Origin of the sequence: Mycobacterium innocens, from assembly GCF_900566055.1 — a bacterium.
In the GTDB taxonomy this organism is placed as follows: domain Bacteria; phylum Actinomycetota; class Actinomycetes; order Mycobacteriales; family Mycobacteriaceae; genus Mycobacterium; species Mycobacterium innocens.
Genome location: NZ_UPHQ01000065.1, coordinates 1 through 13,648, shown reverse-complemented (window position 1 = coordinate 13,648; position 13,648 = coordinate 1). Strand labels below are relative to the sequence as shown.

The 13,648-nt window shown below is 68.1% G+C and carries 15 protein-coding genes and 2 pseudogenes; 1 reads left to right on the top strand and 16 read right to left on the bottom strand.

What is annotated here, in order from left to right; all coding sequences use genetic code 11:
- The 10 genes and pseudogenes from EET03_RS08270 to rpsB form a co-directional block, all read right to left on the bottom strand.
- Positions 1-629: pseudogene (locus tag EET03_RS08270) on the bottom strand (hypothetical protein); the annotation flags it as partial.
- The gene (locus EET03_RS08265; protein WP_075541234.1) at positions 626-901 is read right to left on the bottom strand and encodes a DUF4040 domain-containing protein; all 276 of its coding nucleotides are present in this window, start codon (positions 899-901) and stop codon (positions 626-628) included. The gene EET03_RS08265 and the pseudogene EET03_RS08270, both read right to left, overlap by 4 nt.
- On the bottom strand, positions 898-1,203 hold the full coding sequence (locus tag EET03_RS08260) for a monovalent cation/H(+) antiporter subunit G (protein WP_075541233.1): 306 nt from the start codon (positions 1,201-1,203) through the stop codon (positions 898-900). The genes EET03_RS08265 and EET03_RS08260 overlap by 4 nt, the downstream gene beginning before the upstream one ends.
- Positions 1,200-1,454 (bottom strand): hypothetical protein, encoded by a 255-nt coding sequence (locus EET03_RS08255; RefSeq protein ID WP_075541232.1) that lies wholly within the window; start codon positions 1,452-1,454, stop codon positions 1,200-1,202. Before EET03_RS08255 ends, EET03_RS08260 begins: the two co-directional genes overlap by 4 nt.
- Complete coding sequence (locus tag EET03_RS08250) at positions 1,451-1,810, bottom strand: hypothetical protein (RefSeq protein WP_075541231.1); 360 nt, start codon at positions 1,808-1,810, stop codon at positions 1,451-1,453. Before EET03_RS08250 ends, EET03_RS08255 begins: the two co-directional genes overlap by 4 nt.
- Before the next feature lie 103 nt (positions 1,811-1,913).
- On the bottom strand, positions 1,914-2,327 hold the full coding sequence (locus EET03_RS08245) for a ChaB family protein (protein ID WP_036407092.1): 414 nt from the start codon (positions 2,325-2,327) through the stop codon (positions 1,914-1,916).
- Positions 2,328-2,344: 17 nt separating this feature from the next.
- On the bottom strand, positions 2,345-2,881 hold the full coding sequence (locus tag EET03_RS08240; RefSeq protein ID WP_075541230.1) for a DUF1360 domain-containing protein: 537 nt from the start codon (positions 2,879-2,881) through the stop codon (positions 2,345-2,347).
- A gap of 207 nt (positions 2,882-3,088) precedes the next feature.
- Positions 3,089-4,498 carry an amidase gene (locus EET03_RS08235; RefSeq protein WP_075541229.1) on the bottom strand — a complete coding sequence of 470 codons (1,410 nt, stop codon included), beginning with the start codon at positions 4,496-4,498 and terminating at the stop codon, positions 3,089-3,091.
- A gap of 9 nt (positions 4,499-4,507) precedes the next feature.
- A complete protein-coding gene (gene tsf, locus EET03_RS08230; protein ID WP_063471107.1) occupies positions 4,508-5,323 on the bottom strand; it encodes a translation elongation factor Ts in 816 nt (271 codons plus the stop codon).
- A gap of 12 nt (positions 5,324-5,335) precedes the next feature.
- The gene (gene rpsB / locus EET03_RS08225) at positions 5,336-6,181 is read right to left on the bottom strand and encodes a 30S ribosomal protein S2 (protein ID WP_063471106.1); all 846 of its coding nucleotides are present in this window, start codon (positions 6,179-6,181) and stop codon (positions 5,336-5,338) included.
- Between the two features lie 300 nt (positions 6,182-6,481).
- On the opposite strand from rpsB, the pseudogene EET03_RS08215 reads away from it, so the two are divergent.
- Positions 6,482-6,949, top strand: a pseudogene (locus tag EET03_RS08215) (M23 family metallopeptidase); the annotation flags it as partial.
- A gap of 380 nt (positions 6,950-7,329) precedes the next feature.
- Here EET03_RS08215 and EET03_RS08210 read toward each other — a convergent pair.
- The 6 genes from EET03_RS08210 to EET03_RS08185 are packed head-to-tail and all read right to left on the bottom strand — an operon-like array spanning position 7,330 to position 13,399.
- Entirely contained in the window at positions 7,330-8,238 is a 909-nt protein-coding gene (locus EET03_RS08210) for a tyrosine recombinase XerC (protein ID WP_075541227.1), read from the bottom strand.
- A 31-nt stretch (positions 8,239-8,269) separates the two neighbouring features.
- Complete coding sequence (locus tag EET03_RS08205; protein WP_075541226.1) at positions 8,270-9,442, bottom strand: lactate 2-monooxygenase; 1,173 nt, start codon at positions 9,440-9,442, stop codon at positions 8,270-8,272.
- 23 nt (positions 9,443-9,465) lie between these two features.
- Positions 9,466-10,314: a siderophore-interacting protein gene (locus EET03_RS08200; RefSeq protein ID WP_075541225.1), complete on the bottom strand. Its 849-nt coding sequence runs from the start codon at positions 10,312-10,314 to the stop codon at positions 9,466-9,468.
- A 33-nt stretch (positions 10,315-10,347) separates the two neighbouring features.
- The gene (gene dprA / locus EET03_RS08195) at positions 10,348-11,514 is read right to left on the bottom strand and encodes a DNA-processing protein DprA (RefSeq protein WP_075541224.1); all 1,167 of its coding nucleotides are present in this window, start codon (positions 11,512-11,514) and stop codon (positions 10,348-10,350) included.
- Entirely contained in the window at positions 11,511-13,022 is a 1,512-nt protein-coding gene (locus tag EET03_RS08190; RefSeq protein ID WP_075541223.1) for a YifB family Mg chelatase-like AAA ATPase, read from the bottom strand. The genes dprA and EET03_RS08190 overlap by 4 nt, the downstream gene beginning before the upstream one ends.
- A complete protein-coding gene (locus EET03_RS08185; protein WP_099194066.1) occupies positions 13,022-13,399 on the bottom strand; it encodes a YraN family protein in 378 nt (125 codons plus the stop codon). The genes EET03_RS08190 and EET03_RS08185 overlap by 1 nt, the downstream gene beginning before the upstream one ends.
- Positions 13,400-13,648 lie beyond the last annotated feature (249 nt).

Below are 13,648 nucleotides of genomic sequence, written 5' to 3'. Positions count from 1 at the left end.
CCCCCCCCCCATCTCGTGAAGCAGCGCACCCCGGCGCGCAGCACCGCACCCCCGGTCGCCGCCGAGGCCAGCAGGAACAGCGCCGATGCCCATCCGGAGCCGATTGCTTCCTCGCACAACGACTTTCCCAACGCGGTGCCGAACGGCGGCAACCCGGCCAGCGCCAGCGCGACAAGCAGGTATAGCCCGGCCAGCTGCCATTGGCCGCGGCGCATCCCGCAGGCCACCTCGACACCCACGGCGACGTTGAGCAGCACCACCGAACCACCCGAAAACAGGTTGCCCAGCGTGCCGGTCGGCAACAGGTTGCGCAGGAACACACCATCGACCAGTAAGCCGACCAGCCCGATCACCACAAATCCGTCCGCCCCCAACGCTAGGGTCATTACGCCGGTCACCGACGCCAGCAGGATGGTTTCCTCTACCAGAGTGTCCAGCGCCCGTTGGTCGAAGTTGACCGATGCGACCACATTGCCGGTGGCCCGTGAAAGTGCGGCTGCCACAGCCAAATCCCGGTACGGGTGGTGGTTGTGCCCGAACCCCGGTAACTTCGCCAAGCCGATCCACAGCCACGCCGCCAGGCCCGCCGCGCCGACCAGGAAAACCGCCGTCCGGATGCCGCGGCTCACTGCCCGGCCTCTCCGGCTGCGCCGCCGTCGCGCTTGTCGGCCTGCCGGCGCACCGCCCGGATGGTGAGCATCACCATCAGCGGCCCCACGACTCCGCCAATCGCCAACTGCGACAACGCGACATCGGGTGCCTGCAGCACCACGAACAGCAGCGTGAGGGCCAGGCCGAACACCGACAACCCGATGGCCTGGCGGTCGGGTGCCCCGGTCAGCGCGACGACGGTTCCGGTGACGCCGACCAGCGTCACGGCCACCACGACAAGCGCGGTCATCGCGGTGACGTCTCGTCGATCAGGCCGTCATGCTCGGCCACCAGCCGGGCCGTCGCCGCCGAGACCACCGCCGCGGTCAGCAGGACCACCATGCTGATCGCGACGAGCATCGCCGAGGCCTGAGTCCAGCCCCGCACAATGACCAGTCCCACGCCGATGAGCGGCACGCCCACCGACGTCGCGGCGGTCAGCAGGTGCAGACGCTCGAACACCCGAGCCCGCACCGTTGCGGCAACTGCGCTGAGCGACAACGCCGCGACGCCGGCGAATACCACGGCCCAACCGATCGATTGGGCGTTCATCTCTTGCGGGCAAGAAGCCGGGTGTAGACCAGCGCGCTCGGCAGCGATACCAGGGCCAACACCAGCGGGACGATCAGACCCGAATCCCGCTGCCAGGCAACGCAATATACAGCCAACGCCATCACCGCGGCCACACTGGCGAACTCGAGTCCCACCAGCCTGTGGTGCGGAAGGCCTCGAGAGGACATCACCACACCCGGCACGAAAGCCCCGACCAGTAACAGCAGCACCGCCACTTCCCCCGCGTTCACCGCTGCACCGCCATCTCGAGCCGACTCGGGCGCGCCCGGGTGCAGTGCACCAGCACCGAGCGGTTGTCCCGATCACACTGCAGCACAACGGTTTCCGGTGTCGTTGCGAGGGCCAGAACCGCGGTCGCCCGCCGTGCCGCGGCCACCGGCCGGGTCTCGTCGGGCAAGCGCAAGGCCCTGATGGTCGCGGAGTGCGCAGTGAACCGATGTGCCCACACGCCAACGGCCTGTGGCGGTACGTTGCGCGCCGCCGTCGCCAACCAGCCCAGCCAGCCGATCCGGAACTGCCGGCGGCCGGCGTTGGCGCGCCGGGCCGACCGCGCCATCACCGCGACCGGCAGCGTGCACCCAGCCATCACCGCCAATTACGCCGGCGTGCGCGCGCTCAGCGTGGCCAGCCAGACACCGGCGGTCAACACCCACCAGAGGCCGGTTTCACCGAGAAACTGGGGCAACCGCTTACTTGCCCCGGACACGGCGATTGTGCTTCTTGATCGCGTCGACCAGCTCAGACTTGGTCATCGTCGACCTGCCGTGCACATCGAGCCGCCGCGCGACGTCAAGTAAGTGTTTTTTGCTGGCGTTGGCGTCGACACCCTCCGCCGAGCGGCCGGTGTTGCGCGGACCACCGCCCTTGGCGAGTTCGTCCGACGGGCCCTTCTTTTTCTTGGGCTCCCAATGGTCGCCGACTTTTTCGAAGCTGTGCTTGAGGGCGGCGTAGGCCACCCGGTGGGCGCGTTGCTCGCTGCCGTACTCCTCGGCGGCGGCATCATGGGCTTTGGCGAACGTGCGCTGCGCCTTGGCGTTGGAGCGCTGCAGCGTGCTGGGCAGCTCACTCTTCTTCGGCTTGCCGCCCTTGGTCGTCTTCGGCATTGGATCTCCTCCTTATCTCAGCCCTCGGCTGCCTGCTGGGCCGTCGCGTAGGCCAGCTGCAGGAAGTCGGCGCCGGCCAGCGCGGTGAAAGTGCCCGCGACCAAACGGGTGAACCTCGGCGCGAAGATCAGCCCGATCACCAGGGCGGTGGCCACCCACATGTCCAGGCAGAAGGGGCAGGTCAGGAGCTCCCCGAGGGTGTGCCGCAGCGCGCTGTCTTCCCGGACGTCCTCGTGCACCTCGGCGGGACCACCGGTGCCGGCGTGGCGGGCAAACGGCGCCCGCAACGGACTGGTGACCGCATCCTTGGTCAACGAGCGGGACAACTTGTGGGTACCGACGGTGACCGTGAAAAGATCCTGCGCCCGCCAGCGCTTTGGCAGCCTTTTGCCGGTGGCCGCGGCGACAATGGCGGTAAGCCCGACCACCACACCGTAGATGGCGAGGACCATCAGGTAACCGCCAAGTGGACGCGGATTGTCGCCGCGATAGGTGTCGGCTTCCCGTCGTGCCCGCTCGGCCACGCCGCTGGTGACTTCGGTCGCATCGCCCACAATCGCTCCTCAATGGTCGTGATCTGGACGTCGATTACCCCGAGTCAGGGCCTGGCAATCCCACCAATGGGGTGCGGGACAGCGGACGCGCGCGTTCGGCCGCCCTGGTCATCGGCAGGCCGTCCCGCTGCGGCGGCACGAGTCGGGTGATCCACATCCTCGCCGGACTGACGAGGGCTCGGCCCATGCGGCCGCCCAGGTCCTCAGCTATTTGGAGGCGTGGATCCGCGCCCAGGGACGAGCCTCTTCGAGTTCATAGGCCAGCTCCAGCAGCCGGTCTTCCCGCCCCAGGTCGGCTGCCAGCATCATGCCCACCGGAAGCCCGCTGGCGGACTGGGCCATCGGCAGCGAAATCGCCGGCTCCCCGGTGACGTTTTGCAGTGGCGTATATGCCACCCAATTGGCCATCCGGTCCATGACCTGCTGATAGTCGGTGGGAGCGAGATAGCCGATGCGCGGCGGCGCACCGGCTAGCGTAGGCGTGAGCAAGGCGTCGTAGGTACCGAAGAATTGCGCGGTGTGCCGCCGGACTCCACGCAACCGGACGATCGCGGCCGGGAGCAGATGAAAATTGCGGCGGGCATTACGGGCCAGCCCCAGAGTCAAGCTGTCCAGCCGGGTCCGGTCGAACGTCTTGCTTAACGTGAGCCGACCGGTGCGCACTTGCGCCAGCGCCATCAGTCCCCAATACAGCACAAAGTCCTCGGTGAAACTGGACGGGACCGGCGGCTGGTCAACCTGCTCGACATGATGACCGAGCTCTTCGAGCAAAGCGGCCGACTTCAGCGTGAGTTCACGCACCTCTGGGCTGGCCTCCACGTGAACCGAGCGCGTGATCACGGCGATCTTCAGTCGTCGCTTACCCGGGCTGGTCACATCGCCCACCGGAGGCAGCTTGGGCAGGCGCCACAGGCGCTCGGCCTCTCGATAGAAAGCGGCGGTATCGCGCACCGAGCGGGTCAGCACCCCGTTGGCGACGATGCGTATCGGCAGCCGCCGCAACTGTGGGTCCAGTGGCAGCCGGCCGCGCGACGGCTTGAGCCCCACCAGGCCGTTGCAGGAGGCTGGAATGCGGATGGAGCCGCCGCCGTCGTTGGCGTGCGCAATGGGTACCACCCCGGCGGCGACCAACGCTCCCGACCCCGATGACGAGGCGCCCGCCGTGTAGTCGGTATGCCAGGGGTTACGGACGGGTCCCAGCCGCGGGTGTTCGGCGGCAGCGCTGAACCCGAACTCCGACATCTGCGTCTTGCCCAGCGCGATGAGGCCGGTGGACAGCAGCACTCGGGTGATCTCGCTGTCGGTGCCCGCCCGATGCGGCGTCCACGCATCGGTGCCCCGCATCGTCGGCAGCCCGCTGACGTCGACGTTGTCCTTGATATAGCTGGGCACGCCGCCGAAAAAGCCGTCGGCGGTGCCGCGCTGGGCCGTGTCGCGCGCCATGTCGAAGGCCTCATACGCCACCGCGTTGAGCTTGGGGTTGACGGCTTGGCTTCGCGCGATCGCAGCCTCGGCCAGCTCGGCCCGGTCCACCTGACCGCACCGGATGGCCTCGGCGAGGGCGACGGCGTCGAGATCGCCCAGCGCGTCGTCGCCGAAAGCGTGTATGCGGGTCATGGGCTGTAGCTAAGCCTGACCCACCTCGAACCGGACGAATCGGGTCACCGTGACCCCGGCTTCCTCCAGCAGAGCCTTGACCGACTTCTTGTTGTCGGAAACCGATGGCTGCTCGAGCAGGACGGCGTCCTTGAAGAAACCGGTCAGCCGGCCTTCGACGATCTTGGGCAGCGCTTGTTCCGGCTTGCCCTCCGCCTTCGCGGTCTCCTCGGCGATGCGGCGTTCGGTGGCCACGACGTCCTCGGGCACATCGTCACGCGACAGGTAGCGCGCCTTGAGCGCGGCTATCTGCAGCGCGACGGCATGAGCGGCATCTTTGTCCCCACCCTGGTACTCGACCAGCACACCCACCGCGGGTGGCAGATCGGCCGAACGCCGGTGCAGGTAGGTCTCGACGGTGCCGTCGAAGTTCGCCACCCGGCGCAATTCGAGCTTCTCGCCGATCTTGGCCGACAGCTCGCCGATTGCCTGCTCGACGTTCTTGTCGCCCGCTTGAGCCGCCTTGAGCGCGTCGACGTCGGCGGCTTTCGACGAGACGGCCGCCGCCACGATCTGATCGGCCAGCGCCTGGAATTCCGCGTTCTTGGCGACGAAGTCGGTCTCGCAATTCAGCTCGATGAGCACGCCCTCCTTGGCCGCGACCAGGCCTTCGGCGGTGGCTCGCTCGGCGCGCTTGCCGACGTCCTTGGCGCCTTTGATCCGGAGCGCCTCGACGGCCTTGTCGAAGTCGCCGTCGGCTTCGGCCAGCGCGTTCTTGCAGTCCAGCATGCCGGAACCGGTGAGCTCGCGAAGCCGCTTGACATCGGCAGCGGTGAAGTTCGCCAATGATCAGCCTTCCTATGAGGGGTCAGTGGTTGATTCGGTGGGGGTTTCGGCCGTCGGGTCGCCAGCCCCGGCCGTCACCGGAGTTGTTGCCGAGGCCAGCAGCTCCTGCTCCCATTCGGCGAGCGGCTCAGCGGCTTCCGCCTCGGGCTTGCCATCGCCGCGGCCCAGCCCGGCACGCGCTTGCAATCCCTCGGCAACCGCGGAGGCGATCACCTTGGTCAGCAGCGCGGCCGAACGGATCGCGTCGTCGTTGCCCGGGATCGGGTAGTCGACCTCGTCGGGGTCGCAGTTGGTGTCCAGGATCGCGATCACCGGGATTCCGAGTTTGCGGGCCTCGCCGACGGCAATGTGTTCCTTGTTGGTGTCGACGACCCAGATCGCCGAGGGCACCTTGGCCATGTCCCTGATTCCACCCAGGGACCGCTCCAGCTTGTTCTTCTCCCTGGTCAGGCCCAGGATTTCCTTTTTGGTGCGGCCCTCGAAGCCGCCGGTCTGCTCCATCGCCTCGAGCTCTTTGAGGCGCTGCAGCCGCTTGTGCACGGTGGAGAAGTTGGTGAGCATGCCGCCCAGCCAGCGCTGGTTCACGTACGGCATGCCGACGCGGGTGGCTTCGGCGGCGACGGACTCCTGCGCCTGCTTTTTGGTGCCGACGAACAGCACTGTGCCGCCGTGGGCGACGGTTTCTTTGACGAACTCGTACGCCTTGTCGATGAAGGTCAGGGTCTGCTGTAGGTCGATGATGTAGATGCCGTTGCGGTCGGTGAAGATGAACCGCTTCATCTTGGGATTCCAGCGACGGGTCTGGTGCCCGAAGTGGGTGCCGCTGTCAAGCAGCTGTTTCATGGTGACTACGGCCATTGCCGGTATTCCTTTGTTGTCGGTTGCTTACTCGGCATCGGGTGAAGCCGGGCCCTGGCGGCTGCTGCGATGCCGGACCCTGTTACGGGACCGCTCGGCATGCGGTGCGAATTCCTCAACAACGGGAGTCGCGGTGCAGACGCGCGAAGTCAGCCCGCGAAAGACGAGCTGCGACGAGCAGTTTACACCCCGTGGGCTCATGGCTTTCCCCAGCCGGGGAGTACTCCCCAGAACCGTCAGCGGTGACTGGTACCGCGGTTGGCGCGGCGCTTCACTGAGCCGGTGCGACGGTTGGCGCTGATGCTGTGCTGGACGCTGGCCAGTGCTTCGCCGGCGGTTGCAGACGATTTTCGGCTGGAATGGCCGTTGCAGCCAGCTCCCGCCGTGGTGCGCGGCTATGACGCGCCCACGCCGAACTGGCATCCCGGACACCGCGGTGTGGACCTGGCCGCTGCTCCCGGTCAGCCCGTGTACGCGGCCGGCAGCGCGACGGTTGTCTTCGCCGGGTTGCTGGCGGGGCGGCCGGTCGTTTCGCTGGCTCATCCGGGCGGCTTGCATACCAGCTACGAACCGGTGCGCGCGACGGTCCGGGCCGGTCAGCGGGTGACGGCGCAGACGGTGCTAGGGACCGTGCTGGCCGGCCATCCCGGGTGCGCTGCGCGGGCCTGCCTGCATTGGGGTGCCATGTGGGGGCCGGCTTCGCGTGCCGACTACGTCGACCCGCTGGGTTTGGTGAAATCAACGCCGATAAGGCTCAAGCCGCTGACGGGCTGAGTTCTTGGTGCTCGCGGCTAGCAGTCGACAAACGCCACATCGGTACCATTAGCCACATGGGTCTCCGACTCCGGCGGCACTCTTTTTGCCCAGCTATGCGCGACAGTTTGTTGGCGCGGCCGCGGTAGCCCGCGGATCAAGCTCGACTGCCGTACCTGGCCAAGGGAGCGGGGTGGTGTCTCTTGTCGCTATTAGGTGGGCACATCGGACACCCCACCGGACCTAGAGACTGTTGAGGCAGGTGTGATTAGCGTGATCTGGGACCGACATACGGACTGGCGTGCCCGCCTATCCCGAGGAGCCGGGCTCGGCCGGATTGCCCTGCTCCTCCGCACGCCGCTGCGCGGCGTGCCCGCCTATCCCGAGGAGCCGGGCTAGGCCCGGGGATGGGCCTGATCGTGCACCGCCCGCAGCCGGTTTACCGCGACATGGGTATACAGCTGCGTCGTTGCCAGACTGGAATGGCCCAGCAACTCCTGGACAACCCGCAGGTCGGCACCACCTTCGAGGAGATGTGTGGCTGCACTGTGCCGCAGCCCGTGCGGCCCTATATCAGGCGCGCCGTTCACCGCGGCGACGGTCTGGTGCACCACAGTGCGCGCCTGCCGAACGTCGAGCCGCCGTCCCCGAGCGCCCAGCAGTAGGGCCGGCCCGGACTCGGCCGTGACCAGCGCGGGACGGCCATTGGCCAGCCAGGCTTGCAACGCCTCAGCAGCGGGCCGTCCGTAGGGCACAGTGCGCTGCTTGTTGCCCTTACCGAGCACCCGCACCACCCGATGCCCGGTGTCGACGTCGTCGATGTCCAGGCCGCACAGCTCGCTCACCCGGATTCCGGTGGCATAGAGCAATTCGACGATCAACCTGTCCCGCAAGGCCAGCGGATCACCCTGCTCGGCGCCGGACTTCGCGGCCGTCATCGCCGCCAACGCCTGATCCTGTCGCAGCACGGCGGGCAGCGTGCGGTGTGCCTTCGGAACCTGCAACCGGGCGGCCGGGTCGTCGGTCAACAATCCACGCCGGACCGCCCATGCCGTGAATGCCTTGACCGCCGAGGTGCGCCGGGCCAGCGTGGTGCGTGCGGCTCCCGCGCCGGCTGCACCGGCCAACCATGCCCGCAGCAGCGGCAGGCTCAGCGTTTCCAGGGCGGACCCGAGGTCGGCCAGAAAGGCGAACAGCGACCGCAGGTCGCCCAGATATGCCCGGCGGGTGTGCGCCGACCGTCCGCATTGCAGCGCCAGGTAGTCGTCGAACTCTCCGAGGATTGCGTCGTGCTTATCCGGCACGCCCCCACCGTCGCAGACGCGGCGCCGCGATTCAGTCGACGCGCCGCAGTGTGTCCGGGGTGAGATCTTTGCGCGTCGGGTAACCGTCGACGGCCATGATCAGGTCGGCTTCGGCAAGCATCATGCGCAAAACGTGCACGATGCCGTCGACTCCGCCCAGCGCCAGACCGTAGGCGTAGGGGCGGCCGACGCCGGCGGCGGTCGCGCCCATCGCGAGCGCCTTGATGACGTCGGCGCCGCTGCGAATCCCGGAGTCAAACAGCACCGGCAGCCCGTCCGCGGCCTCGACAACGGCCGGCAAACAGTCCAGCGCGGGCAGGCCGCCGTTAGCTTGCCGACCGCCGTGGTTGGAGCAGTAGATGCCGTCGACGCCGCCGTCCTTGGCGCGCCGGGCGTCGTCGGGGTGGCAGATGCCCTTGACGATCAGTGGAAGTTCGGTCAGCGAACGCAGCCAGCTGAGGTCGTCCCAGCAAAGCGGCTGTCCGAAGACCTGCGCCCAGCGCAGCACCGCACCCTGCCGGTCCTCTTCCGGCGGGCGCGGCAGGCTGGCGCGGAAAACCGGGTCGCTGGTGTAGTTGGCCAGGCAGTGACCACGCAGCTGCGGGAAGTTCGCGGTGCTGAGGTCGCGCGGCCGCCAGCCGGTGACCCAGGTGTCGAGCGTGACGACGATGCCTTTGAAACCGGCCGCTTCGGCGCGACGTACCAGGCTGGCGGCCAACTCGCGGTCGGTCGGCGTGTACAGCTGAAAGAACCCGGGCGTATCACCGGACGCGGCGGCGACGTCTTCCATGGGGTCGACCGTGAGAGTCGAGGCGACCATCGGTACGCCGGTGCGGGCGGCCGCGCGTGCGGTGGCCAGGTCGCCGTGGCCGTCCTGGGCGCACAACCCGATGACCCCGATCGGTGCCATGAACAGCGGCGACGGCAAGGTCAGGCCGAACAGTTCGATGGACAGGTCGCGTGTGGCGGCACCGACGAACATGCGCGGCACCAAACCCCAGCGATCGAAGGCCTCGCGGTTAGCCCGCTGGGTGCGCTCGTCGCCCGCTCCCCCGGCGACATAGGACCACACCGACGGCGGTAGTGCCACCCCGGCCTTGGCCTCCAGCTCCGCGAACACCATCGGCAGCGGCGGCACCACACCGGCCAGGCCCTGAAAATAGATCTCGTTCTGGTAGTCACCGAAGTGGGGCCGGTATGCCATGGGATGAGAATGCCAGCCGGCGTTCAGCCGCCGGCTTCGGCCTCGGCCAGTTCCTTCTTCCATTGCCGGAAGGTCTCTTCGGTGCGTCCGCGCCGCCAGTAACCGGAGATTGATGCCGCCCATTTGGCTTCCACGCCGCGCTCTTTGCGGATGTAGGGCCGCAAGTTGTGCATGACGGCTTGCGCCTCACCATGGATGAACACCTGAACCTGACCTGGCAGCCACTGCGCGGTGGTAACCGCCTCGATCAGTGGTGCGTGATCACCGGCACGATCCTCGGAAACCAGATCCGCGCGACCGCCGCGGTAGACCCAGTGCACGTCGACAGACTGTGGTGAAATCAATTCGATCTCGTCGTCGGGGCCGGCCACTTCGATGAATGCCTGGCCAACCGCTTTGGCGGGCAACGCTTCCAGCGCGGCGGCAATGGCTGGGAGCGCGGATTCGTCGCCGGCCAGCAGATGCCAGTCGGCGGCCGGATCGGGTGCGTAAGCGCCGCCCGGCCCCATCAGGTACATCTGCTGACCGGGTGCCACCGCAGCCGCCCACGGACCGGCCACCCCGTGTTCGCCGTGCACCACGATGTCGATCACGATTTCCCGCGCCACGGTGTCGACCTGGCGGACGGTCATGGTGCGTACCGAGGGCTGCTTGCCGGGTGGGAGGCCGGCAAAGCTGTCCAGGGTCAGCGGCCGGGGCAGTTCCGCCACATCGACATCGTCGGCGACGAACACCAGCTTGACGTAGGAGTCGGTGAAATCGTTGGGAACGAATGTGTCGAAGCCGCTGCCGCCGAGCCGCACCCGGACCAGGTGCGGCGCGAGTCGCCGGGTGCCAACGACGTCGAAGGTGTGCAGTGGTCGACCTGCCACGTATCCTCCTGTCCACATCCGACCCTTTGTCGACTATACGAGCCGGCCTGAGAAACCCGCCCGGGCCCGATCGGCACGGACGATGCGCCACCGGCCCTCGTCGCGCCGAGCCAGCCCGGTCACCTCGAGGATTGCCAGCTGTCCCAGCACCTGCTCCGGCAGCAGCCCCGAAGCGGCGGCGATCTCGTCGACAGTTGCGGCGCCGCAGCCGGGCAACGCTTCGTACACCCGACGTTCGGCCTCGCTCAGGCCGTCGAAGAGAGTGCTGGGCCGCGGCTGTTCGGCGGCCAGCTCACCCATGTGACCGACAAGCTCGACAATGTCGTCGACTCGGGTGATCAACTCCGCGCCGTCGCGCAGCAGCACATGGCAGCCGGCCGAAGCCGACGACGTCACCGGCCCCGGGACCGCCCCCACCGCACGGCCCAACGCCCGGGCCCAGGCCGCGGTATTGGCCGCACCGCTGCGCAGGCCCGCTTCCACCACCACCGCCGCACCCGCGACGGCGGCCACCAGCCGGTTGCGGGTCAGGAACCGGTAGCGGGCCGGACGCACACCGGGCGGGTATTCGGTGATCAGCAGCCCGTGCTCGCCGATGCGGTGCAGCAGCGACGAATGCCCAGCTGGATAAGGGACGTCGATCCCACCGGCCAGCACGGCGACGGTGGTGCCGTCGCAATTGAGCGCTGCGCGGTGGGCTGCGCCGTCGATGCCGTACGCGCCGCCGGAGATGACGGCAACGTCACGCTCGGCCAAGCCAGCGGCCAGATCTGCCGCGATGTGCTCGCCGTAGGCAGTCGCGGCCCGGGTTCCGACGATGGCGGCGGCGCGCGGCACCACCTCGTCAAGGCGCGCAGGGCCGCGTGCCCACAACACCATCGGCGCACCGCTGTACGGCTTGGCGCGCGCTGCAGAGCCACCGAACGCGGCAAAAGCGAGCACCGGCCATTCGTCGTCGTCGGGCGTGATCAGTCGTCCGCCGCGGCGCATGAGCAGTTCGAGGTCTGCTGCCGCCCGGTCGATTCCGCGCCTGGCCTGGGTGTGGCGCGCCAAGTCGCCGTCGACTTGCCCGCGCCGCACCCGATTTGCCGCCTCCAGCGGGCCGACACAGCGCACCAGGGCGGCGAGTTCCGCACAGGGCGGCTCTGCTACTCGGGACAGGTAGGCCCAGGCCGCCAGCACATCGGCCACTGCGGTCATCGCGAGACTCCCGGTTGCCGAAAGCTCAGCGCGGTAGCGACATCCTCGAGGCTCGGCGAGACCCGGCCGGCCAAGTCAGCCAAACTCCACGCGACCCGCAACGTGCGATCCACGCCGCGAATGCTCAGCAGTCCACGATCCAAGGCCCTGCGCAGTGGCTCCATCGCTGCATTGCCGGGTCGGAATTTTCGCCGCAGCAGCGGCCCGCTGACTTCGGCGTTGGTGCGAAAGCCATGCGGTCGCCACCGCTGCGCGGCGGCGTCTCGAGCGGACGCCACGCGACGGCGAACCTGCGAGGTCGGCTCCCCTTCGACGGCCGACATCGCCCCCGCCCGCACCGGATGCATCTGCACCCTCAGGTCCACCCGGTCCAGCAATGGTCCCGACAGCTTGCCCAGGTAACGCCTCTTGACGGCGGCCGCGCAGATGCAGTCCGCTGGATCCGCCGGCGCACACGGGCACGGGTTGGCAGCCAGCACGAGTTGAAACCGGGCCGGGTAGCACGCCACGCCGTCGCGCCGGGCAAGGCGAATCTCCCCGTCCTCCAAGGGAGTTCGCAGTGCCTCCAGCGCGCTGACGCTGATCTCGGCGCACTCGTCCAAGAACAACACGCCGCGATGGGCCCGGCTCACCGCGCCCGGACGCGCCATCCCCGAACCCCCGCCGACAAGGGCCGCCACGCTGGAACTGTGGTGCGGCGCCACGAACGGCGGCCTGGTGATCAACGGAGTGTTCCCGGACAGCAGGCCGGCCACCGAGTGGATCGCGGTGACTTCCAGCGACTCGCTGTCCGACAACGGCGGCAGCAGTCCCGGAAGACGTTGCGCCAGCATGGTTTTGCCCACTCCAGGCGGGCCGGTCAACATGAGATGGTGGCCGCCGGCTGCGGCCACCTCGACCGCGAACCGCGCTTGCGATTGGCCCACGACATCGGCCAGATCCGCCGATCGCTCCTCGACAGTGGCTGCCGGCGCGAGCCTGTCGCCCAAACCGGCTAAACCGTTCAGCCAGCTCTGCAGTTGGCCCAGGGTACGGACACCCCGCACGTCGATACCGTCCACCAAGCTGGCCTCCGCGAGGTTGTCCGCCGGAACGACGACGGCCGGCCAGCCGTCGCGCTTGGCGGCCAGCACGGCGGGCAGCACGCCACGCACCGCCCGGACCCGACCGTCCAACGACAACTCCCCCAACAGCACCGTCTTCTCCAGCCGGTGCCACGGATTCTTCCGCTGCGCCGACAGCACCGCGGCCGCCAGGGCCAGGTCGTAGACCGATCCCATCTTCGGCAGCGTCGCAGGCGACAGCGCAAGCGTCAGCCGCGCCAAGGGCCAGCTGTTTCCGCAATTGGTGACCGCGGCACGGACCCGGTCGCGAGACTCCTGCAGGGCCGCGTCGGGCAAACCCACCAGATGAACACCCGGCAGTCCTGACGTAATGTCGGCTTCGATCTCCACAATTTGGCCGTCCAGCGCGCACACCGCCACCGAAAACGCACGTCCCAGCGCCATCAGCCGATCCCCTTCAGGTGGGTGAGCTCCGGTATCCGCCGCCGGCCGATCCGCACGCCGATCACATCGATGCGGACCGCGGCCCAGCGTTGGTCCTGCCCGGCCAACCACAGCCCGGCCAGCCGACGCAGTCGACGAACCTTCGGCTCGGTAACCGCGTGCGCCAATCCGCCATAGCCGTCGCCGGTACGGGTCTTGACCTCGACAAACACCACCGATCGGGCGCCCGGATCGCAGGCGATCACATCGAGTTCGCCGTATCGGCAGCGCCAGTTGCGGTTCAAGATCCGCAACCCCAGACCGGTCAGATGGTCCACGGCCAGTTGCTCACCCAGCGCCCCAATCTGGGCCCGCGTCAAAGTGCTCTGCGTCGTCATGCCGGTCAATCTGCATGCCTGTCCCGACAGCCAAGGCAGCGCCGGACCCCTCGGCGCCCGAGGACGGCGCAGTTATCCACAGTCGCGCGCTCATCCCCAAGAAAGCCGATCGCATGCAGCTAAGGACTCGTGATTAAATAACGTCGTTTTTGCTGGTTTCGGGCGCTACGGTTGTGCTATGGCGGATCTGGCGGACTCGGTGGCGCGGCGGTACGCGGTGATGGGACCGCATTTGTCGGAGTTTCAGCG